The organism is Acetobacter zythi, assembly GCF_963921165.1.
In the GTDB taxonomy this organism is placed as follows: domain Bacteria; phylum Pseudomonadota; class Alphaproteobacteria; order Acetobacterales; family Acetobacteraceae; genus Acetobacter.
Window position 1 is genome coordinate 124,473 of the sequence record NZ_CAWUEO010000045.1, and the last position, 23,072, is coordinate 147,544.

The window sequence follows — 23,072 nt, forward strand, 5'->3', positions numbered from 1 at the left end:
GTATGACCGCTTTTACCCGCCTGTGGCACCGTGCCCCGCTCTGGCGCACCGCACTGATAACCGCAGGCGTATGCGGCACATTGTCCGTTGTGTTCCCCGCTCCATGGCTGAGCAGAACCCTGCCGGGTTACGGCGCGCTCAGCAGCAAGGTCCGCCACATGCTGCCCTCCGCCATGGGCGGCACCGAAGCCAGTGACGCCCTGCACCCTGATGAGGACCAGCGCACGGTTTCCATCCCGCCCATGGATGCGCAGTTTGAAGGCTCGGTGGCCTTTGCGGGGCGGCAGTTACCCCTGCCTGCGGGCAAATGGCACCCGGTTGTGAATTTTCAGGACGACGTGGCCCACGGCGAGGTGCTGACAGCCCTGTATGTCCGCTCGGCACAGGGCATTGTGACCGGGCTGATCATTGCGCAGGCCACCACCCAGTCCCTGCCGGTGGCGGCCGTGCATATGATTCAGGATGAATGCCACAGCAGCTTCAATTTCATGAACGAGGCCGCCCCGCAGGATGGCAGCCGCAATGAATGCTGGATGACCACCCCCATACGGGTGGTGAACAACCTGTTCCTGACCTCCAACGAGGCCCTACAGGTGCTCCTGAGCGACCAGATGTACATTCCCCCCGCCGTGCAGCGCCTGACCATGATGGGCTTTGACCTGCCACCCATTCTGGTGGATGCGGGCTGGAATCTGGTGGAAAAAAGCAAATCTGGCGCGGGCGTGGACTTTATGAGCGTGCACACGCTGCTCAGCCCGGCGGAAGCCGGGGCGCGCAGGGTACCGGGCGAGCCGGAAAACTGGTCCCGCGCGGGCATGGCCGATTCGGGGGCTGTAACGGATTTTGTGCAGCGCACCAACAGCTGGCTGCGCGGCTGGGTGCCAACACTCCAGAACGGGTTTGACAGCAAGCTGACCCCAAACTCCATTCCACCAGAATCCGCCATGGACCCGGCTTTTCACGGTTAGGCGGCTCCGCCCCTCCGGGGTTGGCAGGGCAAATCCCCTTTGCAAAAAAGCCGAGCACATGGCCCGGCTTTTTTTGTGTTGAGCGTACGGCGGAAGGCGGCCCTTACAGAACGGGGGACAAAGCCCCACCATCCCGCAGCAGATCAGCCGAAACCTCGACCAGAAAATCCATAACCGTGCGTGTGCGCAGTGGCAGGGTCCGTGGGCCGGTATGCACGGCGTAAAAAGGCAGGCCGGGTATGGCCCAGTCCGCAAACAGGCGGACCAGACGGCCACTGGCCACGGCATCACGCACCTGAAAAGCAGGGAGCAGCCCCACGCCAATGCCTGCTTCCACCGCGTACATTACGGCTTCGCTGCTATTGGCGCGAAACACGGCGGAAGGCGCTATCACGCTTTCTTCCCCATCGCGCTCAAAGTTCCAGTCCAGACGGCTGGAGCCATAATTGTACACGACTCCGGGGTATTCGGTCAGCGCGCGGGGGTGTTCGGGGGTACTGTGGCGTTGCAGGCAGGCGGGGGAGGCCACCAGCCATTTGTGCACCAGCCCAAGCTTGCGCGCGATCAGCGTGCCCTCGGCAATTTCGCCCACACGCACGGCCAGATCCAGCCCTTCCTCCACCAGATCTCCAAAGGAGTCGCGCATGACCACCTCCACCGACAGGTCGGGGTGGCGGTCAAGCAGTTCGCCCATCCTGCGGGTCAGGCACAGGCCAAAAGCCGTGGTGACACCCAGCCTGACAAGACCGGAGACCGAGGCCCGCCTGCGGCCCAGAACGGTTTCCGCCGTTTCCAGTATTTCCAGCACTTCATAGGCATGGGGGAGCAGGCTGCGGCCATCCTCGGTCATGGTTAGGCTGCGTGTGGTGCGCGCAAACAGCGTTGTGCCGTAATGCGCCTCCAGCAGGGCAATATGACGCGAGATTGTTGGCTGGCTCACCCCCGTCTCGCGCGAGACGGCGGAGAATGAGCCTGTGGCAGCAACACGCACAAAACTGTGCAGTGCGGAGAGAAGATCCATGGAGTTCGGCACCGTTTCCTGTGTAGGCGGCTAGCCCTCTCCAGTGCTGCCAACAACAACAGGAGAGACAGTTCAGAGTGTGCCGAAAAATGGGCTCCAACCATCCCGCCCTGTATCCAGCATGCTGTATCAGGCTACGAGCTTGTCACCTTCCCTATTGCAGCAAGGTTAGGTTGGATACAACATAGACAGAACAAGAACCGGCCATGCCTATAGCGCATTCAGGCTATGGGCATGGCCGCAGGGTTTCCGCCTTACCGGCGGCGGGTATGGGGCATGGCAAGGCGTTTTTCCGCCAGCCGCGCCAGCCGCACAAACGGCAGGCCCAGCAGCAGGTACGCCGCACCCACCATCAGCCCCGTGCCAAAATAGTCAAAATAGGCGGAGGACAGGCGGATATAGGTCTGCGTCAGTTCGGTCAGGGTGATCACGCTGACCAGAGACGAGTCCTTGAGCAACGAGATAAAGTCGTTGGTCATGACCGGCATAACCAGCCTGAACGCCTGCGGCACCAGCACGTAGCGCAGCGCCTGAGCGTGGGTCATGTTGAGCGCAAGGGCTGCTTCCATTTGCCCATGGGCAACCGATTGCAGACCCGCACGGTAGTTTTCGGCCTCATAGGCGGCATAGTTCATGCCAAGGCTGACCACACCGGCCACAAAGGGAGACATGCTGATGCCAAATTCGGGCAGGCCGTAAAAAATGAACAGCACCTGAATAAGCAGCGGCGTGCCGCGCACAAGTTCCACATAGGTTGCGGCCAGCCATGCCAGCGGGCGCGGGCCGTACAGGCGCAGCAGCGCCAGCCCAAGCCCAAGTGCTACCGCCACCACCATGGCGCACAGCGAGACCAGCAGCGTAAGCCCCGCCGCACGGACCAGTTGCGGCACAAAGCCCGCATAGCGTTCAAGCTTGACGCGTAACCCGCCCTTGCCCTGCAACTCGGCCACGTAATTGTTCCACGCCGCCGGGGTTACGTTGGGCTGGGTATGGTCGTTGGTCAGTTGCGCCATTTCTGGCGTCCACAGGTCCCAGCGGGTCAGAATATGGTGCAGGCTGCCGTCCTGCTGCATGGCTACAAGGGCTGCATTCACCCGTTCGCGCAGTTCCGCGTTCTGGCCTTTGGCAAAGGCAATGCCGTACTGCACGCGGCCAATGGGTTCGCCCACAATATGCAGGTCGGGGTTTGTATCGCCGTAATATTTGGCAATGGGGCCATCGATCAGAATGGCATCGGTGCGGCCATTGACCAGATCCATGAACGCATCTGTTTCTTCATCATAGGTGCGTAGGGAGATCTTGGTGTTGTTGGTCAGCATACGCTCGGCCTGCGTATCCTTGATCGTGCCGACCGTGTGGCCTTCCAGATCAGCCATGGTGGTCAACTGCTTGCCCTTGCGGCGCACCACCAGCCGTTCGGAGGTCACGTAATAGGGGATGCTGAAGTCAATGCCCTCGGCATGTTCATCGGTCATCTCGATCCCGCAGATGACCATGTCGTACAGGCCACGCTGCAGGCCGGGAATAAGCCCGTCCCAGTCATTGTTGATGAAGTCCAGCGGCGCGCCCATGTGGCGGCTGAGTTCCTGCATCAGGTCATATTCAAAGCCCGTCAGCTTGTTCTGGTCTTTGAGGTCATGGAACGTGTAGGGCACATCGGCCGAGGAATCGGCGGCCCAGTGAAAAGGCTTGCTCTGCGCGTGGGCGGTGGAGGCCACGCCGGGGGCTGCGGCCAGCACCAGCAGCGCCGCGAGCAGGCCGGACAATGCGCCCCAAAAGCGCCGAGGGCGGGGCTGTGCGGTGTTCATCACAGGACTGTCCTCATAAAGCGGCGGGTCTGTTCATGTTCGGGGTTCACGCACAGGATTTCTGGCGGACCGGCCTCGATCACATGGCCACCATCCATGTACACCACGGTGTCGGATGCGACCTCGGCAAAGCGCATGTCGTGGGTGACAATAATCTGGGTCATGCCCTCATCATCAAGCGTACGCATGACGTTAAGCACTTCCTCGGCCACAATGGGGTCCAGGGCGGAGGTTGGCTCATCGTACAGCATAATCTCGGGGCGCATGGCCAGCGCGCGGGCAATGGCCGCACGCTGCTGCTGACCGCCAGAAAGCGAGACCGGGTAACGCTGGGCCACCTTGGCCAGACCCACTTTTTCCAAAAGGGCCATGGCCTCTTCCCGGTCGGCTTCGGCATTACCGCCTTTTACCACGCGGGGGGCCAGCATCACGTTATCCAGCACGCTCAGATGCGGGAACAGATTAAAACTCTGGAACACCATACCCACATGCGTACGCAACCGGTGGGCCAGATGCTCCTCCGCTTTGCGCCACGGGCCACCATTGCGCTCAATGGTCACCCCCATGGCCGTTACCGTGCCACGGTCGGGTATTTCCAGAAAATTGAGACACCGCAGGAAGGTGGATTTACCGCAACCAGAAGGACCGATGATAGACACCAGCTCCCCCTTGCGGACCTGCATGGACACGCCACACAGAATTTCCCCTTCACCAAAGTCCTTGTGCAACTGTTCCGCACTCAGAACTACCGGGTCATTCATAGAAAAAGCCGACCCGGTTTGCACCGGGTCGGCAATAAGACGTTCACCTTGAACGGATGGGTTCTCAGGCAGCTTTCGTCATCCCTCGCAAGACGTACTGAAGGATGCCACCATGCCTGTAATACTCTACCTCGTCCAGAGTATCGACCCGGCAAAGCAGCGGTACTTCCTGCTTGGAACCGTCATTTCTTGTAATTGTCATAATCACGTCCATACGGGGCGTGAGTTTGTCAATTCCGGAAATGCTGATCACTTCATCCCCCTTCAGACCAAGGGTCTGGCGGGTTGTGCCTTCCTTGAACAGCAGCGGCAGAACGCCCATGCCCACAAGGTTGGAACGGTGGATACGTTCAAAGCTTTCCGCGATCACGGCCTTGATGCCCAGCAGCAGGGTGCCCTTGGCAGCCCAGTCGCGCGAGGAACCCATGCCGTATTCCTTGCCACCGAAGACAACCAGCGGCACGCCCGCTTCCTTGTATTCCATGGCCACGTCATAGATCGCGCCTTCCTTACCGTCGGGGAAGTGCTTGGAATAGCCCCCTTCGGTACCGGGCACCATTTCGTTTTTGATGCGGATGTTGGCGAACGTGCCACGCACCATAACCCGGTCATTCCCGCGGCGTGAGCCGTAGGAGTTGAAGTCCTTGGGTTCCACACCGTGTTCAATCAGGTAGCGGCCAGCGGGGCTGTCCTTTTTGATGGAACCGGCGGGGGAGATGTGGTCGGTGGTGATGTTGTCACCCAGCAGGGCCAGAATACGCGCACCGGAAATGTTGCCCGGAGCCGTAGGTTCGACCGCCATGTTCTTGAAGTACGGCGGGTCCTGCACGTAGGTGGACTTGGGGTCCCACTTGTAGGTTTCGGACCCGGTCGCAACCTTGAGGCCCTGCCATTCCTTGGTGCCCTTGCCGACATTGGCATAGCGCTTGATAAACTCTTCACGCGTGATGGAAGAGGCGATCAGGTCGGCAATTTCCTTGTTGGAAGGCCAGATGTCCTTCAGGTACACCGGCTTGCCATCCTTGGAGGTACCAAGCTGTGCGGTCGTAATGTCCTCACGCATGGTCCCCAGCAGGGAGTAAGCGACCACAAGCGGCGGGCTGGCAAGGTAGTTGGCGCGCACGTTGGGGGAAATACGCCCCTCAAAGTTACGGTTGCCAGACAGGACGGAAACAGCAACCAGGTTGTTGTTTTCAATCGCGTCCACAATGTTGCCGGGCAGCGGGCCGGAGTTACCAATGCAGGTGGTGCAGCCGTAACCAACCGTGTTGAAGCCCATGGCGTCCAGGTCTTCGGTCAGTTTGGAACGGTTGAGGTAGTCGGTCACAACCAGCGAGCCGGGTGCGAGCGAGGTCTTGACCCAAGGCTTGGGGGTCAGGCCCAGAGCGCGCGCCTTGCGGGCCACCAGACCAGCCGCAATCAGCACCGCCGGGTTGGAGGTGTTGGTGCACGAGGTAATGGCCGCAATCACCACATCGCCACTGCCCAGCTCGTAATTGGTGCCAGCGACCGGAACCTTTTTATTGGCTTCGGCTGCGGGAACACCCAGCGAGGAGGTCAGTTCTTTTTCAAACGCGGTGGTGGCGTTCTTGAGTTCCACGCGGTCCTGCGGGCGCTTGGGGCCAGCAAGGGAGGGCACAACCGTGCTCAGGTCCAGCTCCAGCACGTCCGTAAACACGGGTTCGGGCGTTTTTTCGGTGCGGAACATATCCTGCGCGACCAGGTATTCCTTGACCAGTTTAATGCGGTGTTCGTCGCGGCCGGTCTGGCGCAGGAAGTCCAGCGTCAGCTCATCCACGGGGAAGAAGCCGCAGGTTGCACCATATTCGGGCGCCATGTTGGCAATGGTGGCGCGGTCGGCAACGGGCAGGTGGTCAAGGGCTGGGCCAAAGAATTCCACAAACTTGCCAACAACGCCCTTTTTACGAAGCATCTGCGTTACGGTCAGCACCAGATCGGTCGCCGTAGCGCCTTCTGGCAGCTTGCCGGTCAGCTTGAAGCCGATCACGTCGGGAATGAGCATGGCAATGGGCTGGCCAAGCATGGCGGCTTCGGCCTCGATCCCGCCTACACCCCAGCCCAGAACGCCCAGACCGTTGATCATGGTCGTGTGGCTGTCCGTGCCGTACAGCGAATCGGGGTACACGTAGTCCTTGCCACCCACGTTGGCGGTCCATGCCACCTGCGCGATGTATTCAAGGTTCACCTGATGACAGATCCCCGTATCAGGCGGCACCACGGAGAAGTTCTCGAAGGCTTCCTGACCCCAGCGCAGGAAGGCATAGCGTTCCGCGTTGCGTTCGAACTCAAGGGTAATGTTTTCCTGCAGGGCTTCATCGGTCCCGGCAAAGTCCACCATTACGGAGTGGTCGATCACAAGGTTGACCGGCACCAGCGGGTTGACCTTCTGCGGGTCGCCCTTGAGGTTGACAATGCCGTCGCGCATGGCGGCAAGGTCCACAACGCCGGGAACACCCGTGAAATCCTGCATGAGGATACGTGAGGGCTTGAAGGGCACTTCCTTGCTGCTGCACCCTTTGGGCAGCCAGCCAGCAATGGATTTGGCATCTTCCACGCTGTAGGAGCGCGCATCTTCAAACCGAAGGATGTTCTCCAGCAGAACCTTGAGCGAAACCGGCAGGCGGCTTACGTCGCCAATGGTTTTTGCCGCTTCGGGAATGGAAAAATAGTGGTAGGTCTTGCCGTCAACCTCAAGGGTGCGGCCTGTTTTGAGTGAGTCGTGGCCAACCGATTTCATCGTCGCTTTCTCCCCGATCACAGCCGATGGCTGGTGATGCGTTCAGGACACCGTTGTGTTCCGTATTGTTCCGCACGGCGCTGCGTGCGTGTCCGCTCTTCGGACAACCGGCTTGATATCCCGTTGGGGCTAGAACATACCGGCACGGATAAAAGGCACAAGCGGGGGAGTGACCACGACCGCGCGAGCAATCCCGCTTTTTGTGTGATTACGGTAACAAAAAGGAGAAGTCCCATCTCCGTGAGCCAGTCTGACACCCGTGCCAAAGCCCCCTCCGGCACGCCCGCGCCCACCCCTGCCACGCTTATGGCGGATAACCTGTGCGTTTTTCGCGGGGACCGTCTGGTGCTGGACGGCGTAAGCCTGCACCTGCGCGCGGGTGACGCCATGCTGCTGACCGGCCCCAATGGGGCGGGCAAATCCACCTTGCTGCGTGTGCTGGCCGGGCTGCGCAAACCGGATTCGGGGGAACTGGCATGGAATGGGCATTCAATTTTTGAAGACCGCGCCGCCCATGCCGAGCGCGTGGCCTATATCGGCCACCAAGATGCGCTCAAACCCGGCCTGAGCGTGACCGAAAACCTGCACCTGTTCGCCCGCCCCGGCGCGCGCATGGCCGATGCGCTGGAGGCCATGGACCTGCTCCCCCTTGCCAACCTGCCCGCGCGCCTGCTGTCCGCCGGGCAAAAGCGGCGCACAGCCCTTGCCCGCGTGCTGCTGGCCCAGGCCCCGCTCTGGCTGCTGGACGAGCCGAGTCTGGGGCTGGATTCGGCCGCCATAACCCTGCTGGGCAACGCCATGGCCGCCCACCGCGCGCGCGGCGGCATCCTCATTGCCACAACCCATGTGCCCCTGCCGCTGGACAGGACCTGCGCGCTGGACCTGCCCGGAGCCACCGCCCCACGCGCCTTTGGTATGTTTGAGGGAGACTACGCATGAACCGGCTGTTCTGGGGCATTGTCATGCGGGACCTGCGGCTGGCCCTGCGCCACGGTGCGGATACGCTGGGTGCGGTGCTGTTTTTTGTGGTGACGGCAACACTGTTCCCGCTTGCCCTTGGCCCCTCGCCCGAGCTTTTGCGCCACATGGCGCCGGGCATTATCTGGGTCTGCGCCCTGCTGGCCGCCCTTTTGCCACTGGACCGACTGTTTGGCGCGGAGCTAGAGGACGGCTCGCTCGACCAGCTCCTTCTGCTGGGTCTGCCGCCCGCACTGGTGGCCCTTGCCAAAATAACCGCCCACTGGCTCACAACGGGTGTGCCGCTCCTGCTGGCCGCCGTGCCGCTGGCCATTATGCTGGGCCTGCCCTCCTCCGCCCTGCCGGTGCTGCTGGGGGGGCTGTTTTTGGGGTCGGTCGTGCTCTCCCTTATCGGGGGGATGGGGGCATCCATTGTACTGGGTGCGCGGCGGGGTGGGGTGCTGCTGCCATTGCTGACCCTACCTTTGGCCACACCCGCCCTGATTTTTGGCGCCGCCGCCATAGACGCCGCCTCCAACGGGCTACCATGGCAACCCGACCTTGAACTGCTGGGCGCGTTTGTTGCGGGCACGCTCCCCCTGTGCCCCCTTGCCGCAGGGGCGGGGCTACGGGCTGCGGCGGAATAACAGCGCACCCCACAAAAAAGGGGTGGGGCCACACAGGACCGCCACCCCTTTTGTGCAGCCAGACCCGGCCCATATGCCGGGCCAGCCTAACCTGCTTATTTGGCCGAAGCCGCTGCGGGCGCTGCCGCTGCCGGGGCGGGAGCCGCCTTGGCGTTTGTAGCCGCTGCATTGGACACGGCCTGAATATCGACCGAGGCATAACGCACGGCTTCCTGCGCATCACGCAGGGCTTCGCTGGCTTTGTAGGGGTCTTTGCCAATCTGTTTGGCGGCACGGTTAACGTCCTGCGTCACCTGATCCAGCGGCACGGCGGCAATCACATAGTCCGCATCCACACTGGTTACGCGCAACACTTCGGCCGCACGGGCGGGGTTGCCGGATTTGAGGTGCCGGTTGGCAGCCGCCACAACAGCGGTTTTTTCCGGTGTTTCCTCGGCATTGGCGTTCAGCACCAGTTCGCCATCAATCGGCAGCCATGCCACCTGCTGCGTTGTAGGCGCATTGGGGCGGGGGCGGGACTGGCCGGTTTTGCTCGGCATCAGCTCGGCAGCGGCTTTCTGGAAGGCGGTGTTGTCCGAGCGGGCCGTAGCCAGTGCCTGCTGGGCGTTGGCAATAAGCGCCTTGGCCCCGGTCAGGTCGCCATCAAAAATGGCGTTGCGTGCGAGGGACAGATATTCGAACGCCATGCTGCCATCATCGGAAAGACGGCTGAAATCCTGCGTGGCCGCAGACTGCGCAACCGTGTTGGACGTGGCAGCACCCGTTGGTGCCTGCTGTGCATACAAAGGTGTTGCAACAGCCGTTGCCACCAGAACCGTACCCAGCAGCATACCCATTCGTGTCATGATAACTCCCTTTACCCAAGGCCCGGATCGTCGGCCCTGTGTCTGGAGCGATTGTTAAGCGCATCCGACGAACTGCAAAGGCCCGCGCGCACAATACAGGGCTGTCTTTATGGCAAGGGGTGCACAGAACACAGAAAACCCCCATCCACGCGGGCCGGAACAGGCCGGTGGATGGGGGGGCAAACCGTTCGCAACCAGGCTGTGCCGTGGAGCGCACCCCACGGCACAGTTCGGGTCAGATGTAGTGTTCGCTCAGCGGCGCAAAGCCGTTAAAGCGGGTCGAGCAATAGGTGGAGACATACGCCCCCGTGCCCAGCAGGTCGATCTGTTCGCCCGAGCACAGGTCCAGCGGCAGGTCGTAGTGGGTTTTTTCGTACAGAATATCCGCACCATCGCAGGTTGGGCCTGCCAGTGCGACCGGCCCCGTGGGGGAGCCGTCACGCGCGGTGCGAATGGCGTAGCGAATGGATTCGCCCTCCGTTTCCGCCAGACCACCAAAACGCCCGATATCCAGATAAACCCAGCGCGGCCCATCCTGCCGACCGCGTGCGCTCACCAGCACCACCTCGGTGTGTACAACGCCTGCCTCACCCACAATAAAGCGGCCCGGTTCGACCAGCATTTCGGGCAGCGCATTGCCAAAATGCTCGGTCATGGCGCGGCAGATGGCCCCTGCAAAATGGTCGATCTCGGGCACATCCTCGCGGTAGCGAATGGGGAAACCCCCGCCCAGATTGATCATGCGCAGGTCCAGCCCGGCATCGCTCAGGTCCGTAAACAGGCTGGCCACGCGGGCAATGGCGGCCTCGTATGCCTCGGCCGAGAGCTGCTGGCTGCCAACATGGAAGGACAGACCATACGGGTCCAGCCCCAGTGCGCGGGCCTCAAGCATCAGGTCGCGTGCGGATTCGACCGTGGTGCCAAACTTGCGTGAGAGCGGCCATTCCGCATCGTAATTGTCCACCAGCAGGCGACAATACACACGGCTGCCCGGCGCGTGCTGGGCAATTTTTTCCAGCTCTTCGCGGCAGTCAAACACAAACATGCGCACGCCAGCCTTGTAGGCCGCCTGAATGGCGGACACTTTTTTGACCGTGTTGCCAAAGGAAATGGCTTCGGGGTCTGCCCCTGCTTCCAGGCAGAGGGAGACTTCCTCCCACGACGCCGCGTCAAAGCAGGAGCCAAGCCCGACCAGACGGGTCAGGATGGGCATGGCCGGATTGGCCTTGACGGCATAGTAAATGCGCGCGAGCGGCAGGGCTTTGCCCAGTGCGCGGTAACGGGCTTCCACCTGATCGACATCGACGACAAGGCAAGGCGTTGCCGGCTTTTGCTCGGCAAGAAAACGGGTGATTTTGGGATTCATATCCCCACTCCCCCAGTTCAGGCTCCCCCGCCTGTACAGCGGAGAAGGACGTTGCGAAACGGTCTAACGGACCAGCGAAAGGCAGACCCACAAAGGAGTCCCGATTGGCCAGAACGCTTGACGTCGTTGCGTAACCTCAGAGGGCCAGTGGCACGTGCGTTGCTGCGTAGGGGCGTGGATATGCGACCAAACCGACACAAGCGCAAGTAAAAAATCCAGATAAAACAAAAAAACTTGGCACGCGCCCCCAACCCCCGATAAGACTTGGAAATATTACGGTTGCTTCACGCTTTTCCCCTGCTTTTTCACGCAAAGTCTTTGTGCGCCCCATTGTGAAGTAAACCCCACCAGACTCCACCGGCCCCACAGGCCGACCATGGCGCGCACGTGGAGCGTCCGATGCCGCAAATCGGGCCAGACCACAGATCAAGGATTTTTCTGAATTCATGCAGGCTCTCTGGCAGTCGGACCGTTCTCCGCTTACCCATCACACCGGGCACACAGCACCCGTGCAGACCGCCAAGCTGCGCTTTGCAAGCCCATGGGCCATGAGCCGCAAGGACTGGCGGACCATTGTGTCCAACACCTTCAAAAACCTTGTGTTCGGCCCCACAACGCTGGTGGCGGCGGGGTGTGCGTTCTATACCACCCTCTCGCTATTCCCGGCCATTAGCGCCATGATCTCCATTTACGGTCTGGCGTTTGACGTGCAGACCGTGGCCCCGCAAATGGATATTCTGCGGAGCCTGCTGCCCCCCAGCGCGTTCAACCTGCTCTATGACCGGGTGCAGACACTGGTGGCCGAACCGCCCTCCTCCCTGACCATGAACCTGATCATCTCGCTCACGGTTGCACTCTGGTCGGCCTCTGCGGCCACGCGGTCCATTCTGTCGGCCCTGAACATTGCCTACAACACGCGGGAGAACCGGAATTTTCTGGTGTTTCAGGCCACCGCCTTCGCCATGACCCTGTCTGGCATTCTGGGGGCGGTGCTCACACTGGCGCTGCTGGTGGCCATGCCGCTGCTGCTTGCGCTCCCCGCCATTCTGCATATTCCCACCCCCCCCGGCTCCATCGAATTTCTCGCACGCTGGAGTGGGCCTGTGGTCATGTTTACTTTTGAAACGCTGGCCCTGTCGGCCCTGTACCGCTTTGGCCCGGACCGCAAGCGGCATACGCAATGGCGCTGGGTGCTGCCCGGTGCGCTCACCTCCACCATTACGTGGATTATGGCGTCCCTTGGGTTTTCATATTACGTGGCGCATCTGGCCAGCTACAATGCGACCTACGGACCACTGGGCGCGTTTATTGCCATCATGATGTGGTTTTTTGTGACCGCATGGGTCGTGCTGATGGGAGCGGAACTGAACGCCCAGATGGAAGGCTACGCTCTGGGGCTTATTCACCCGCCCGAAACCGATTCCATGCTGGCCAGCAAACCGGCCACACCAACGGACTGCCCACAAACCCCCGGCACGGACCTGTAAGCCCGCCCCTGCCGTAGAGCCTTATAGCGGGATTATGGGTGGCCGAAGCGCTTGCGCTGGAGGTGCAGCGGGCGGCCACGCTTGCCTGATGGCTGCTTGGGGGGCGCGGTCAGAGCAGGGGATGCGCCCACTTCTGGGGCGGCGGCCACTTCCTCTGGCGTTGCGGCCTGCACACTCACGTGGGCAACGCCTGCATGCAGCATGCCAATTTCGGCGGCGGCGGCCTGCGACAGATCAATAATCCGCCCACGGCTGTATGGCCCACGGTCATTGACGGTCACCACAACGGAGCGGCCTGTTTCTTCCGAAGTCACAAGCAGCTTGCTGCCAAGGGGGGCTGTGGGGTGGGCGGCGGTCAGGCGGTTCTTGTCAAACCGGGCGCCGGAGGATGTGCGCCGTAGGTGCTGGCGTGCGCCATACCAGCTTGCCATCCCTTTTTGGGAGACCTCACGACCGGAAACAGAGCCAGCATCGGCCACATCCTGCGCGTCACGCGCAGCGAGGGCTTTTTGCACGGATTCGGCCCATGCAGTGCCACCCGAAGCATCCGCCGCAGCCGCATGGGCCACCGGGAGCGCGAACAGAGAGGTTGTGACAAACACACTTCCAAGAAGTGCCCGGCGCAGGGCTGACATCCGCCTGTTAACTCCGTTTCCGTGATAGACCATTCCTTAATGGTCGCTTTAGCCCCCCCAAGGCAACCTTTTTCGGCGCGCAACAGAGGCAGCAAGCCCTGTATTGCCCGCCCACGTGGCAAAAATATGACGCTCCGCGCAGGCCGCGCATAAGGCAAAAAGCGCGATCGGGGGGTGTGGCCCCACTTTTCGTGCCGCTTTCTCTTGGATACGCGGGCGCATCGTGCTACGGCCCCGTCTGTCATGGAAAGACCTCTCATTGCTGTCCTGAACGGCCCCAACCTGAACATGCTTGGCCAGCGCCAGCCCGAAGTATACGGGCGGGCCACGCTGGACGACGTGGAACAGCTGTGCCTGCAGACCGCCGAAAAGCTGGGACTGGCCATAGACTTCCGCCAGACCAATATTGAAGGCGAGCTGATCTCCTGGGTACAGGAGTGCCGCAAACGGGCCAAAGGCATTATTATCAATCCCGCAGGCTATACCCATACGTCCATCGCCCTGCTGGATGCACTGCTGGCTACGGACCTGCCGGTAATTGAGGTCCATATCTCCAACATTCACCGCCGCGAGCCATTCCGCCACCACTCCTACGTTTCGCGCGCCGCTACCGGCGTTATCTGCGGGCTGGGAGTTGGCGGGTATTCTCTGGCCTTGCAGGCAATGACTGATCTTATTCTGGATGAGGATGACCAATGAGCGGACTGCTCGTGGACGCGGATGCCATTCGGGCTCTGGCCGAAATTCTGACTGAAACCGGACTGACCGAAATTGAGGTGTCTGAAAAAGACCGCCGCATTCGCGTGGCCCGTGCCCCTGCCACCGTGCAGGCAGCAGCCCCCGCACCGGTCGCTCCTGTAGCCCCCGTGGCCGCAGCCCCCGCCATTGCGGAAAGTGCGGCCCCGGTTGACCTGACCCGCCATCCGGGTGCGGTTCCCAGCCCCATGGTTGGCGTGGCCTACCTGACGCCCGACCCGTCCTCCCCGCCATTTGCAAGCGAAGGGCAGATCGTGACCGCAGGGCAGACCCTGATGCTGATTGAAGCGATGAAGACCTTCAACCAGATCAAGGCCCCCAAGGGCGGCACGCTCAAGGCCATTCTGGTGGCCTCGGGCGACCCGGTCGAATTTGGTCAGCCACTTGCCATTATCGAGTAATGTTCTCCAAAATCCTTATCGCCAACCGTGGCGAGATCGCCCTTCGTATCCTGCGCGCATGCCGGGAACTCGGGATCAAAACCGTGGCGGTCCACTCCACCGCTGATGCCGATGCCATGCATGTGCGTCTGGCGGACGAGGCGGTGTGTATTGGCCCTGCCTCCTCGCGCGATTCGTACCTGAATGTGGCGGCCATTCTGTCTGCGGCAACCATAACCGGGGCGGAAGCCATTCACCCCGGCTACGGCTTTTTGTCCGAAAACGCCGATTTTGCCGAAACGGTGGAAGCCCACGGTCTGGTCTTTATTGGCCCCACAGCGGAACATATCCGCATGATGGGCGACAAGATTACAGCCAAGACCACCATGCTCGCCCTTGGCGTGCCACTGGTCCCCGGCTCGGACGGGGAACTGGCCAACCTTGAGGAAGCACACGAAGTGGCCAACCGCGTTGGCTACCCCGTGCTGATCAAGGCTGCCGCTGGCGGCGGCGGACGGGGCATGAAGGTTGCCCACTCCGCTGACGAGCTGTCCGATGCATGGAGCATGGCCCGCACCGAAGCGCGCGCAGCCTTTGGCAACGATGCGGTGTACATGGAAAAATACATGGACCGCCCGCGCCATATCGAGCTTCAGATTCTGGGCGACAACTACGGCAACGTGGTCCATTTTGGCGAACGTGACTGCTCGCTCCAGCGCCGCCACCAGAAGGTGCTGGAAGAAGCAGGCTCCCCCGCCATTTCCGCCGAACAGCGCGACAGCATTGGCAAAACGGCAACCGAAGCGCTCGCGCGCATGGGTTACCGCAACGCGGGCACGCTGGAGTTCCTGTATCAGGACGGGCAGTTCTGCTTTATTGAAATGAACACCCGCCTTCAGGTCGAACACCCCATTACCGAAATGGTGTGCGATGTGGATCTGGTGCGCGAGCAGATCCGTCTGGCAGCAGGCGAAAAGCTTGGGTACACGCAAGAAGATGTCTCATTCTCCGGCCATGCCATTGAATGCCGCATTAACGCCGAAGACCCGACCACTTTTGCCCCCTGCCCCGGCACCGTGGCCGTGTACCACCCCCCCGGTGGTCTGGGCGTGCGGGTGGATAGCGCGCTGTACACCGGCTACCGTGTTCCGCCGTATTACGACAGCATGATTGCCAAGCTGATCGTCCATGCCCCCACGCGCGCGCAGGCTATTGCCCGCATGCAGCGTGCTCTGGACGAATTTGTGGTGGAAGGGATTAAAACCGTTATTCCGCTCCACCGCGCCATTCTGGAAGACCCCGGTTTTCAAAGCGGGGATTACACCATTCACTGGCTGGAACAGTTTATGGCGCGCGCGCAGTAAGCCCGCCCCAGCCAGAACAGCCTACGCAAAAAGGCCGGTCCAGAATATGGACCGGCCTTTCTGTTATCTGCCCTTCCCATGCAGGCCCCTGTGGCTGCACGGGAAGGAGGAAGGGTTAAAGCCTGCTCTCAGGCGGGGCTGCTGGTCAGCACGGGGGCGGGCGTGGCGCCGTCGTCCTCTTCCACTTCGTACTGGGGAATGGCGTAATTGTTCTCGGCCTTGGGCACAAACTCGCCATCGCGCAGGGCCATTTCAATATCCTCCAGCGTGGCCCCACTGGTCTCGGGCACGCAGAAGTAGACAAAAATAACCGATGCCAGATTAACCCCGGCATAAATCCACATTGTTCCCCCAAGGGAGACAAGCTGGACAAGCGACAGGGCCGTAGCCGTAACCAGCAGGTCGGCCCCCCACAAAACAGCGGCATGCAGACTGGTTGCGACCGCACGCATGGGCAGGGGGAACAGTTCCGCCCCAAGCAGCCAGCCCACAACCTGAATCCCGCCCGAGTTGAACACCATGAACAGCAGCAGGAACACGACGATCATCCAGCTCTCCACGCTCCCTTTGTCGGGGTGGAGGGCGAACATCACACCAAGCCCGATCAGGCTGAGCACCGAACCCGGCCCCATGATCAGCACAAGGCGGCGGCGGCCGATCCGGTCCACAAACAGGCAGCCCAGCAGGGTCATGACCAAGTAGACCATGGCAACGCCAAGGCTGGTCAGCAGAGCTGATGAGCTATTAAACCCGGCATCCGAAAGGAAGGTGGGGGTATAGTAGATCATCATCTCCAGCCCACCGGCCTGCGTAAAGAACGCAATACCCAGTGCGGCCACCAGTGCGGGGCGGACCCATGGGAGTTTAAGGCCCTTCCAGCCCCGCTCGTCCTCATCCATACCCATGACGTTCTTGCGGATTTCCGTAATCTCACGCTGGATAACCTTGCGTGACGTACGCACCCGGCCAAGCTGTTTGACGGCGGAAACCATGCCCTCGTTCTCGGCCACCCAGCGGGGGCTTTTGGGCAGGAAGAACATGCTCACGAACACAACGGCGGCGGGAATGGCGGCAATGGCCACCATGGGCCGCCAGCCCCATGCATCGCGCATGGTAAAGCCCACAAGGTTGGCCATGAAAATGCCAATACCAATGGCCACGTTAAACAGGGTTACCAGATTGCCGCGCTTGGCCGCGGGGGCCAGTTCGGAAATATAGGTTGGCACCACCTGCGTGGACCCACCCACCGCAAAGCCAAGGAACACGCGGTCGATCACCAGCATGGTCACGCTGGAGGCGTAGGAACAGGCAATGGCCCCCAGCACGAACACGGCTGTTACCAGCATGACCGAGATCCTGCGCCCGTACCTCTCGGAAAACCATGAAACACCCACAGCCCCCATGACCGCCCCGACCAGAATGGCCGAGGTTACCATTTCTTCCTGCACGGAGGTTAAGTGGAAGTCCTTGGTAATAAGGAGAAGTGCGCCAGAAATAATTCCCGTGTCGTATCCGTAAAGACCGCCGCATATGGCAGACACAAATGCCGCTATCCACAAAACGTAATGAGCACGTGGAGATATTTCGAGATTTTTTACCGCATCAAGCGTTTTATTTCTTTCTGTCTGCATGACACAATGATGACATACTCAAAAAAACTTGCATATCTTACGAATTTTTCTTTAGTATAGTAAGTGGGATGCTGCATGCCATCGCACAGACAGAGGACCAGAACCGCACTTTACGGGTTGGACTCCACATCCCCTTTGCCACCTTTGCCTGCCGTTTGTTCCGCCATCTGGTCACATATTGGTGTAAACGCTTGACACAGGCACACCTCAGGCTATCTGCTTGCACATAACCAAGGGGGGTTCCGGACCAAGGAACTGAGAGGCCACTTTTTGCTCTGCCTTAACAGCAGAGCGCCGTGGCGACCCTGCCGCCAGCAACATACTGTTCTGGCGGGGAACCTGATCCGGCTCATACCGGCGGAGGGACTGGTGCCTGTTAAGGAACAAACGTCTCGCCCGTTTTGTGCGTGGCGTTGCCAGTAGTGGTCGTGCTCCTTATTTTACAGGCCTGTCCTCCTCGCGCCTGAGGAGACTTTGCAATGTCTACCACCACCACCCCACAGCCCACGCACGGCGGCAACCCCAAGCCCGCCAACACGGCCGCCCCCGCTCCGGGGCAGGTCACCACCGGCCCCATTCGCGGGTCGCGCAAGGTGTATTCCAGCCCCGATGGGCACCCCGACATTCGCGTGCCCTTCCGCGAGATCGCACTCGACCCATCCGCCAACGAACCCCCGCTGCGGGTGTATGATACGTCCGGCCCCTATACCGACCACACCGCCAGCATTGACGTGCGCACCGGCCTGCCCAAGCTGCGCAGCGCATGGTTGGCCAAGCGTGGCCTTGCCCCCACCACCGCACGCACCATCCGCCCCGAAGACAATGGCGGGGCCGAAGGCAGCTATCTGGTCCAGCCCTGCCCGGCTCCGCACACGGTGCTCAAGGGCGTGGAGGGCAAGCCCGTTACCCAGTATGAATTCGCCAGGGCCGGGATCATTACCGAGGAAATGATCTACGTTGCCCACCGCGAAAACATGGGCCGCCAGAAAGCACTGGACGAAGCCGCCGCCCAGTTGAAGGATGGCAACTCCTTTAACGCCGCCCTGCCCGAATTTGTGACCCCCGAATTCGTGCGTGAGGAAATAGCCCGCGGGCGCGCCATTATTCCCGCCAACATCAACCACCCCGAGCTGGAACCTGTGGTGATTGGCCGCAACTTTCTGGTCAAAGTGAACGCCAATATCGGCAACTCGGCCATTACCTCCTCCGCAGCGGACGAGGTGGAAAAACTGGTCTGGTCCATCCGCTGGGGGGCCGATACGGTTATGGACCTGTCCACAGGCCGCAATATCCACAACATCCGTGACTGGATCCTGCGTAACGCCCCCACCCCCATTGGCACGGTGCCGCTGTATCAGGCGCTGGAAAAAGTGGGCGGGGACGTAAGCAAACTGAACTGGGACGTGTTCCGCGATACCCTGATCGAACAGGCCGAGCAGGGCGTGGACTACTTTACCATCCATGCCGGTGTGCGCCTGCAACACGTACCCCTGACCGCAAACCGCGTTACGGGCATTGTCTCGCGTGGGGGGTCCATTATGGCCAGTTGGTGCCTGAACGGCCACCGCGAGAGCTTTCTGTACGAACATTTTGAAGATATCTGCGACATCATGCGCGCGTATGATGTGTCCTTCTCCCTTGGGGATGGCCTGCGCCCGGGCAGCATAGCCGACGCCAATGACGCAGCACAGTTTGCAGAACTGGAAACACTGGGCGAGCTGACCAAAATTGCATGGGCCAAGGGCTGTCAGGTCATGATCGAAGGGCCGGGCCATGTGCCCATGCACAAGATCAAGGAGAACATGGACAAGCAACTGCGCGAATGTGACGAAGCGCCGTTCTACACGCTTGGGCCATTAACGACCGACATTGCACCGGGCTACGACCACATTACCTCGGCCATTGGTGCGGCCATGATCGGCTGGTTTGGCACGTCCATGCTCTGCTACGTAACCCCCAAGGAGCACCTTGGTCTGCCCGATCGCAACGATGTTAAAACCGGCGTGATCACCTACCGTATTGCCGCCCACGCAGCCGACCTTGCCAAGGGCCATCCGGGGGCCAAACTGCGGGATGATGCACTCAGCCGCGCACGCTTTTCCTTCCGTTGGGAGGACCAGTTCAACCTCTCGCTCGACCCCGATACGGCGTGTGCTTACCATGATGAGACCATGCCGCGTGATGCGCACAAGACGGCGCATTTCTGCTCCATGTGTGGTCCCAAGTTCTGCTCCATGCGGATCAGTCAGGACCTGAAGGAAGACGCCATCCGCCTTGCGGGCATTGAGCAGAAGAACGAGGAGTTCCGGCAGGCGGGCGGCAAGGTCTATGTTGCCGCCGAATAATGAACACCTGCGTATAACTGCCTGAATATTTATAAATATGGAGAATGGGCCTGCCTGTTCTCCATATTTTTTTACATCATCCGTTAAAAATAATGCCGTAAAAAGACTTTTGGCACGCCTTCGGTGTTCAGGCACGAAAACACAATAACCGCCACCCACACCAAGCAGGCGGAAAAACAAAAGACCTTGCACCACAAGGACACTTTATCATCCCGCCCCTTCATGATCGGCCAATACAGCGCCTTGTGCCCGTACCATTCCAAAACACCGGACAACACCAGCGCCAACAGCTTGGGGGTAATGTACGCACGCGCGCCAATATGCACCGGGTCGTAAAAGAACAGGGCAAACCCCGTGATCATGGCTATGGCATAGCTAATATGCAAAGGACGCAGCATAAAGCGCGAAAGCCGGACCAGCGCGTCCCTTTCCATCTGCTGGACAACCGCCAGTGCAAACAGCATTTCCAACCCAAAAAACCCAGACATGCTCAGGATATGGAGCATTCTGACCAGATAATGCACCGGCTGGAACCAAAAATGGAACGTCCGGCTATCAAGCGCCATAAGCAGGTCGGTTGGCAGACGCATAAAAGCCAGAGGATGATTCGACATGAGTTTACAATTCACCGATCGGTATAAACATTGACTTTAATAATGATTCTCACTAACCCAAACAGTCAAGACAAGCGGAGAATCAGAGAATGAAACGGCTTTTTGCAGCCCTCCCCCTTTTAACCGGGATGTATCTTTTTCCTCCCGTACAGGCTCAGGCGCAAACCGTTTTTCACCTTACACTCAAAGATCATCATTTTGAACCTGATCATCTGAGCGTGCCTGCCGGTGAACGGTTTATGATTGAACTGGAAAACCAGGACAGCACAACCGACGAGCTTGAGAGCTATGACATGAAATTTGAAAAAATTATTGTGCCCGGCTCAAAAATTCGTGTGCACGCAGGCCCGCTTCACCCCGGGACCTATACTTTTTTTGATGACTATCACCCCGATCAGGCCAAGGGAACAGTCACCGCAGAAGCAAAGCCGTAAACCATGCTTGGCAGTCTGATCATTGTTTTTCGTGAAGTTATTGAAGCCGGGCTGGTTGTTGGCATTGTTCTTGCGGCAACGCGGGGCATTGCCGGGCGTGGCTGGTGGGTGGCCGGCGGCATTGCCGCAGGTGTAACAGGCGCTGCTATTGCCGCAGCTTTTGCTGGCGCACTCTCCACCGCATTCTCTGGTAATGGGCAGGATATTTTTTCCGCCTCCATTTTGTGCGTAGCAGTGCTCATGCTCTCGTGGCACGTCATCTGGATGGCCCGGCACGGGCGCGAACTGGCGCAGGAAATGAAGCAGATGGGGGCTGCGGTCTCCTCTGGCAGCCGCTCCCTTGGCGCCATGGCGACCGTAGTTGCCGTGGCCGTGCTGCGCGAGGGCATGGAGGTTGTCCTGTTCCTGTACGGTATTGCCGTATCGGCCCATGTTGGCGCGTTCTCCCTGCTCAGCGGTGGTCTGCTGGGCGTTCTGGGGGGTGCCGCTCTGTCTTACGCCCTGTATCGCGGGCTTATTATTATTCCCCTGCGGCATCTTTTTGCCGTCACCAATATTCTTGTCTCCATTCTCGCAGCAGGCATGGCCTCCCAGGCCGCGGCCCTGCTTGCATCGGATGACCTGATTCCGGCACTGGGTTACGACATCTGGGATACGTCCTGGCTGTTGTCCGATGGCAGCCTGGCTGGCCGCACGGCCAAAGCCCTTGCCGGTTATACCGACAGGCCAACAGGTATTCAGATTTTAGTCTGGGGCCTGACCCTTGTGTGCCTGTTGGTAACAGAACGCTTTGTGCGCACCCGCCCACACCCCTCCACCTCACCATAAAACCCCACTTTTTCAACCTGTGCCTTCGGCACATCTGATCGTAGAGACCTGAAATGAAGCGTTGTATCAAAGTCTTTTCCGTTCTGGGCGCTCTTTCCGCCGCCTATGCCGCACCCGCCATGGCGCGTGAATACCCCGTTGGTGGCCCCGTGCAGGCCCACGATATGGAAATTGCCGCCAATTACCTGATTGGCGTAGAAATGGCCCCCATGCCCAAGGACATGGCCATGGGTGCAGATACCATTCACCTTGAAACCGACGTGCATGCCACGGCTGACAACCCCTGGGGCTTTCCCGATGGTGCGTGGATTCCCTACATTGGTGTGGATTACACCCTGACCAAAAAGGGTTCCAACTGGAAAAACGAAGGCATTCTGCATGCCATGACTGCAAAAGATGGTGCGCATTACGCCAACAATGTAAAAATGGACGGCCCGGGCACCTACACGGTTGTGTTCCGCTACAGCTCGCCCGAAACCAACGGCTTCCTGCACCACACGGACAAAGAAACTGGCACACCGGGCTTTTGGGCGCCGTTCACCGAAACATTTACGTTTAACTACCCTCAGAAATAATTTTTTCTGATTCCATTCAGTAAAGGGCAGGGATTATGCCAAATCCCTGCCCTTTTTTGTATTTCAGGGTTGCAATTAAAACATATTTAACTTATCCCCCATTCCCATATTAGTGTTTTTGATAATTATTCGCATATAGGACGCAACCCGATGTCAACATCCTGCATGGCACCGCGCCGCAGACCACCCAATAGCGTGCAAAAAAACAAAGCTTTTTCCAAAACTGTTTTTGTATCTCTTGCTCTATCCCTACTCTCCAGCACAGCAGCGCTAGCCCAGAATGCGGAGACGCAGCTTGAGCAGGACCGTAGGCGTCTGGGCAATTCCGGCCCGCTGGTGTCCGAAGTTGACCCCGCCACGGTGCGTGACAGCATGCGCGCAGCAGAAGCCGCCGCCTCCAAAAATGATGAAGACCACCCCGACCTGAGCGACCACCTGCTGGGCAACGTCTGGGGTGCGCGCGACTGGATGGCCCGCCACGGTATTACGCTCGACATTCAGGAAGTTGACGAACTGTGGGGCAACACCACAGGTGGCAGCGCATCGGGTAATGATGGCGCCAGTGGCTCGGGCACCGGCCCCGCCTATGACGGCATGACCATGCCAACACTGACCGTGGATCTGGAAAAGCTGATCGGCCTCAAGGGCGGGCTGTTCAACATCAGCGCGCTCCAGTTGCGTGGGCGCTCCATCTCGCAGGATCATCTGGGCGTTTACAACCCGGTCTCCGGGTTCGAGGCCGACCGCTCCACGCGCCTGTTCGAACTGTGGTACCAGCAGTCCTTCCTTGGCGGCAAGCTTGACGTTAAAATCGGGCAGCAGGATCTGGATACCGAATTCCTGATCAGCGATTACGGCAGCCTTTACCTCAACTCCAACTTTGGCTGGCCCA

General features: G+C 60.0%; 21 protein-coding genes. 12 read left to right on the plus strand and 9 right to left on the minus strand.

The window, feature by feature from the left end; translation table 11 throughout:
• Positions 1 to 2: 2 nt before the first annotated feature.
• The gene (locus tag AABE20_RS12640) at positions 3 to 968 is read left to right on the plus strand and encodes a hypothetical protein (protein WP_338333391.1); all 966 of its coding nucleotides are present in this window, start codon (positions 3 to 5) and stop codon (positions 966 to 968) included.
• A gap of 103 nt (positions 969 to 1,071) precedes the next feature.
• Here the strand turns inward: AABE20_RS12640 and AABE20_RS12645 are convergent, their stop codons facing one another.
• The 4 genes from AABE20_RS12645 to acnA all read right to left on the minus strand — a co-directional run bounded on the left by AABE20_RS12645 (position 1,072) and on the right by acnA (position 7,316).
• Positions 1,072 to 1,989: a LysR family transcriptional regulator gene (locus tag AABE20_RS12645; RefSeq protein ID WP_338333392.1), complete on the minus strand. Its 918-nt coding sequence runs from the start codon at positions 1,987 to 1,989 to the stop codon at positions 1,072 to 1,074.
• A gap of 254 nt (positions 1,990 to 2,243) precedes the next feature.
• Entirely contained in the window at positions 2,244 to 3,797 is a 1,554-nt protein-coding gene (locus tag AABE20_RS12650; protein WP_338333393.1) for an ABC transporter substrate-binding protein/permease, read from the minus strand.
• Positions 3,797 to 4,558, minus strand: a complete 762-nt coding sequence (locus tag AABE20_RS12655; RefSeq protein WP_338333394.1) for an amino acid ABC transporter ATP-binding protein — start codon at positions 4,556 to 4,558, stop codon at positions 3,797 to 3,799. Before AABE20_RS12655 ends, AABE20_RS12650 begins: the two co-directional genes overlap by 1 nt.
• Positions 4,559 to 4,622: 64 nt before the next feature.
• Positions 4,623 to 7,316 carry an aconitate hydratase AcnA gene (acnA, locus tag AABE20_RS12660; protein WP_338333395.1) on the minus strand — a complete coding sequence of 898 codons (2,694 nt, stop codon included), beginning with the start codon at positions 7,314 to 7,316 and terminating at the stop codon, positions 4,623 to 4,625.
• Between the two features lie 306 nt (positions 7,317 to 7,622).
• Between acnA and ccmA the strand changes: the two genes are divergently transcribed.
• Both ccmA and ccmB read left to right on the plus strand, forming a co-directional pair.
• Positions 7,623 to 8,255, plus strand: coding sequence for a heme ABC exporter ATP-binding protein CcmA (ccmA, locus tag AABE20_RS12665; RefSeq protein ID WP_338333418.1), 633 nt, complete (start codon positions 7,623 to 7,625; stop codon positions 8,253 to 8,255).
• Complete coding sequence (gene ccmB / locus AABE20_RS12670) at positions 8,252 to 8,920, plus strand: heme exporter protein CcmB (protein WP_338333396.1); 669 nt, start codon at positions 8,252 to 8,254, stop codon at positions 8,918 to 8,920. Before ccmA ends, ccmB begins: the two co-directional genes overlap by 4 nt.
• A 95-nt stretch (positions 8,921 to 9,015) precedes the next feature.
• Here ccmB and AABE20_RS12675 read toward each other — a convergent pair whose 3' ends face one another.
• Positions 9,016 to 9,765, minus strand: a complete 750-nt coding sequence (locus AABE20_RS12675; RefSeq protein ID WP_338333397.1) for a YfdX family protein — start codon at positions 9,763 to 9,765, stop codon at positions 9,016 to 9,018.
• Positions 9,766 to 10,000: 235 nt separating this feature from the next.
• Positions 10,001 to 11,131 (minus strand): type III PLP-dependent enzyme, encoded by a 1,131-nt coding sequence (locus AABE20_RS12680; protein ID WP_338333398.1) that lies wholly within the window; start codon positions 11,129 to 11,131, stop codon positions 10,001 to 10,003.
• A gap of 446 nt (positions 11,132 to 11,577) precedes the next feature.
• Here AABE20_RS12680 and AABE20_RS12685 point away from each other — a divergent pair, with 446 nt between their 5' ends.
• Entirely contained in the window at positions 11,578 to 12,618 is a 1,041-nt protein-coding gene (locus AABE20_RS12685) for a YihY/virulence factor BrkB family protein (RefSeq protein ID WP_338333399.1), read from the plus strand.
• 32 nt (positions 12,619 to 12,650) lie between these two features.
• Here AABE20_RS12685 and AABE20_RS12690 read toward each other — a convergent pair whose 3' ends face one another.
• Positions 12,651 to 13,253 carry a septal ring lytic transglycosylase RlpA family protein gene (locus tag AABE20_RS12690; RefSeq protein WP_338333400.1) on the minus strand — a complete coding sequence of 201 codons (603 nt, stop codon included), beginning with the start codon at positions 13,251 to 13,253 and terminating at the stop codon, positions 12,651 to 12,653.
• A 243-nt stretch (positions 13,254 to 13,496) separates the two neighbouring features.
• Here AABE20_RS12690 and aroQ point away from each other — a divergent pair, with 243 nt between their 5' ends.
• The 3 genes from aroQ to accC are packed head-to-tail and all read left to right on the plus strand — an operon-like array spanning position 13,497 to position 15,753.
• Positions 13,497 to 13,952, plus strand: coding sequence for a type II 3-dehydroquinate dehydratase (gene aroQ / locus AABE20_RS12695; RefSeq protein WP_048854779.1), 456 nt, complete (start codon positions 13,497 to 13,499; stop codon positions 13,950 to 13,952).
• Positions 13,949 to 14,410, plus strand: a complete 462-nt coding sequence (locus AABE20_RS12700; protein WP_338333401.1) for an acetyl-CoA carboxylase biotin carboxyl carrier protein — start codon at positions 13,949 to 13,951, stop codon at positions 14,408 to 14,410. The genes aroQ and AABE20_RS12700 overlap by 4 nt, the downstream gene beginning before the upstream one ends.
• Positions 14,410 to 15,753 (plus strand): acetyl-CoA carboxylase biotin carboxylase subunit, encoded by a 1,344-nt coding sequence (gene accC, locus AABE20_RS12705; RefSeq protein ID WP_338333402.1) that lies wholly within the window; start codon positions 14,410 to 14,412, stop codon positions 15,751 to 15,753. Before AABE20_RS12700 ends, accC begins: the two co-directional genes overlap by 1 nt.
• A gap of 128 nt (positions 15,754 to 15,881) precedes the next feature.
• On the opposite strand, the gene AABE20_RS12710 is transcribed toward accC, so the two are convergent.
• On the minus strand, positions 15,882 to 17,384 hold the full coding sequence (locus AABE20_RS12710) for a sugar porter family MFS transporter (protein ID WP_338333403.1): 1,503 nt from the start codon (positions 17,382 to 17,384) through the stop codon (positions 15,882 to 15,884).
• A gap of 479 nt (positions 17,385 to 17,863) precedes the next feature.
• On the opposite strand from AABE20_RS12710, the gene thiC reads away from it, so the two are divergent.
• Complete coding sequence (thiC, locus tag AABE20_RS12715) at positions 17,864 to 19,729, plus strand: phosphomethylpyrimidine synthase ThiC (RefSeq protein ID WP_338333404.1); 1,866 nt, start codon at positions 17,864 to 17,866, stop codon at positions 19,727 to 19,729.
• 83 nt (positions 19,730 to 19,812) lie between these two features.
• Here thiC and AABE20_RS12720 read toward each other — a convergent pair whose 3' ends face one another.
• A complete protein-coding gene (locus tag AABE20_RS12720; protein ID WP_338333405.1) occupies positions 19,813 to 20,343 on the minus strand; it encodes a hypothetical protein in 531 nt (176 codons plus the stop codon).
• 89 nt (positions 20,344 to 20,432) lie between these two features.
• Between AABE20_RS12720 and AABE20_RS12725 the strand changes: the two genes are divergently transcribed.
• The 4 genes from AABE20_RS12725 to AABE20_RS12740 form a co-directional block, all read left to right on the plus strand.
• A complete protein-coding gene (locus AABE20_RS12725) occupies positions 20,433 to 20,777 on the plus strand; it encodes a cupredoxin domain-containing protein (RefSeq protein WP_338333406.1) in 345 nt (114 codons plus the stop codon).
• 3 nt (positions 20,778 to 20,780) lie between these two features.
• Complete coding sequence (locus AABE20_RS12730; RefSeq protein ID WP_338333407.1) at positions 20,781 to 21,605, plus strand: FTR1 family iron permease; 825 nt, start codon at positions 20,781 to 20,783, stop codon at positions 21,603 to 21,605.
• 53 nt (positions 21,606 to 21,658) lie between these two features.
• Positions 21,659 to 22,180, plus strand: coding sequence for an iron transporter (locus AABE20_RS12735; RefSeq protein WP_338333408.1), 522 nt, complete (start codon positions 21,659 to 21,661; stop codon positions 22,178 to 22,180).
• 150 nt (positions 22,181 to 22,330) lie between these two features.
• A partial coding sequence (locus tag AABE20_RS12740) for a carbohydrate porin (RefSeq protein WP_338333409.1) occupies positions 22,331 to 23,072 on the plus strand: 742 nt, incomplete at its 3' end.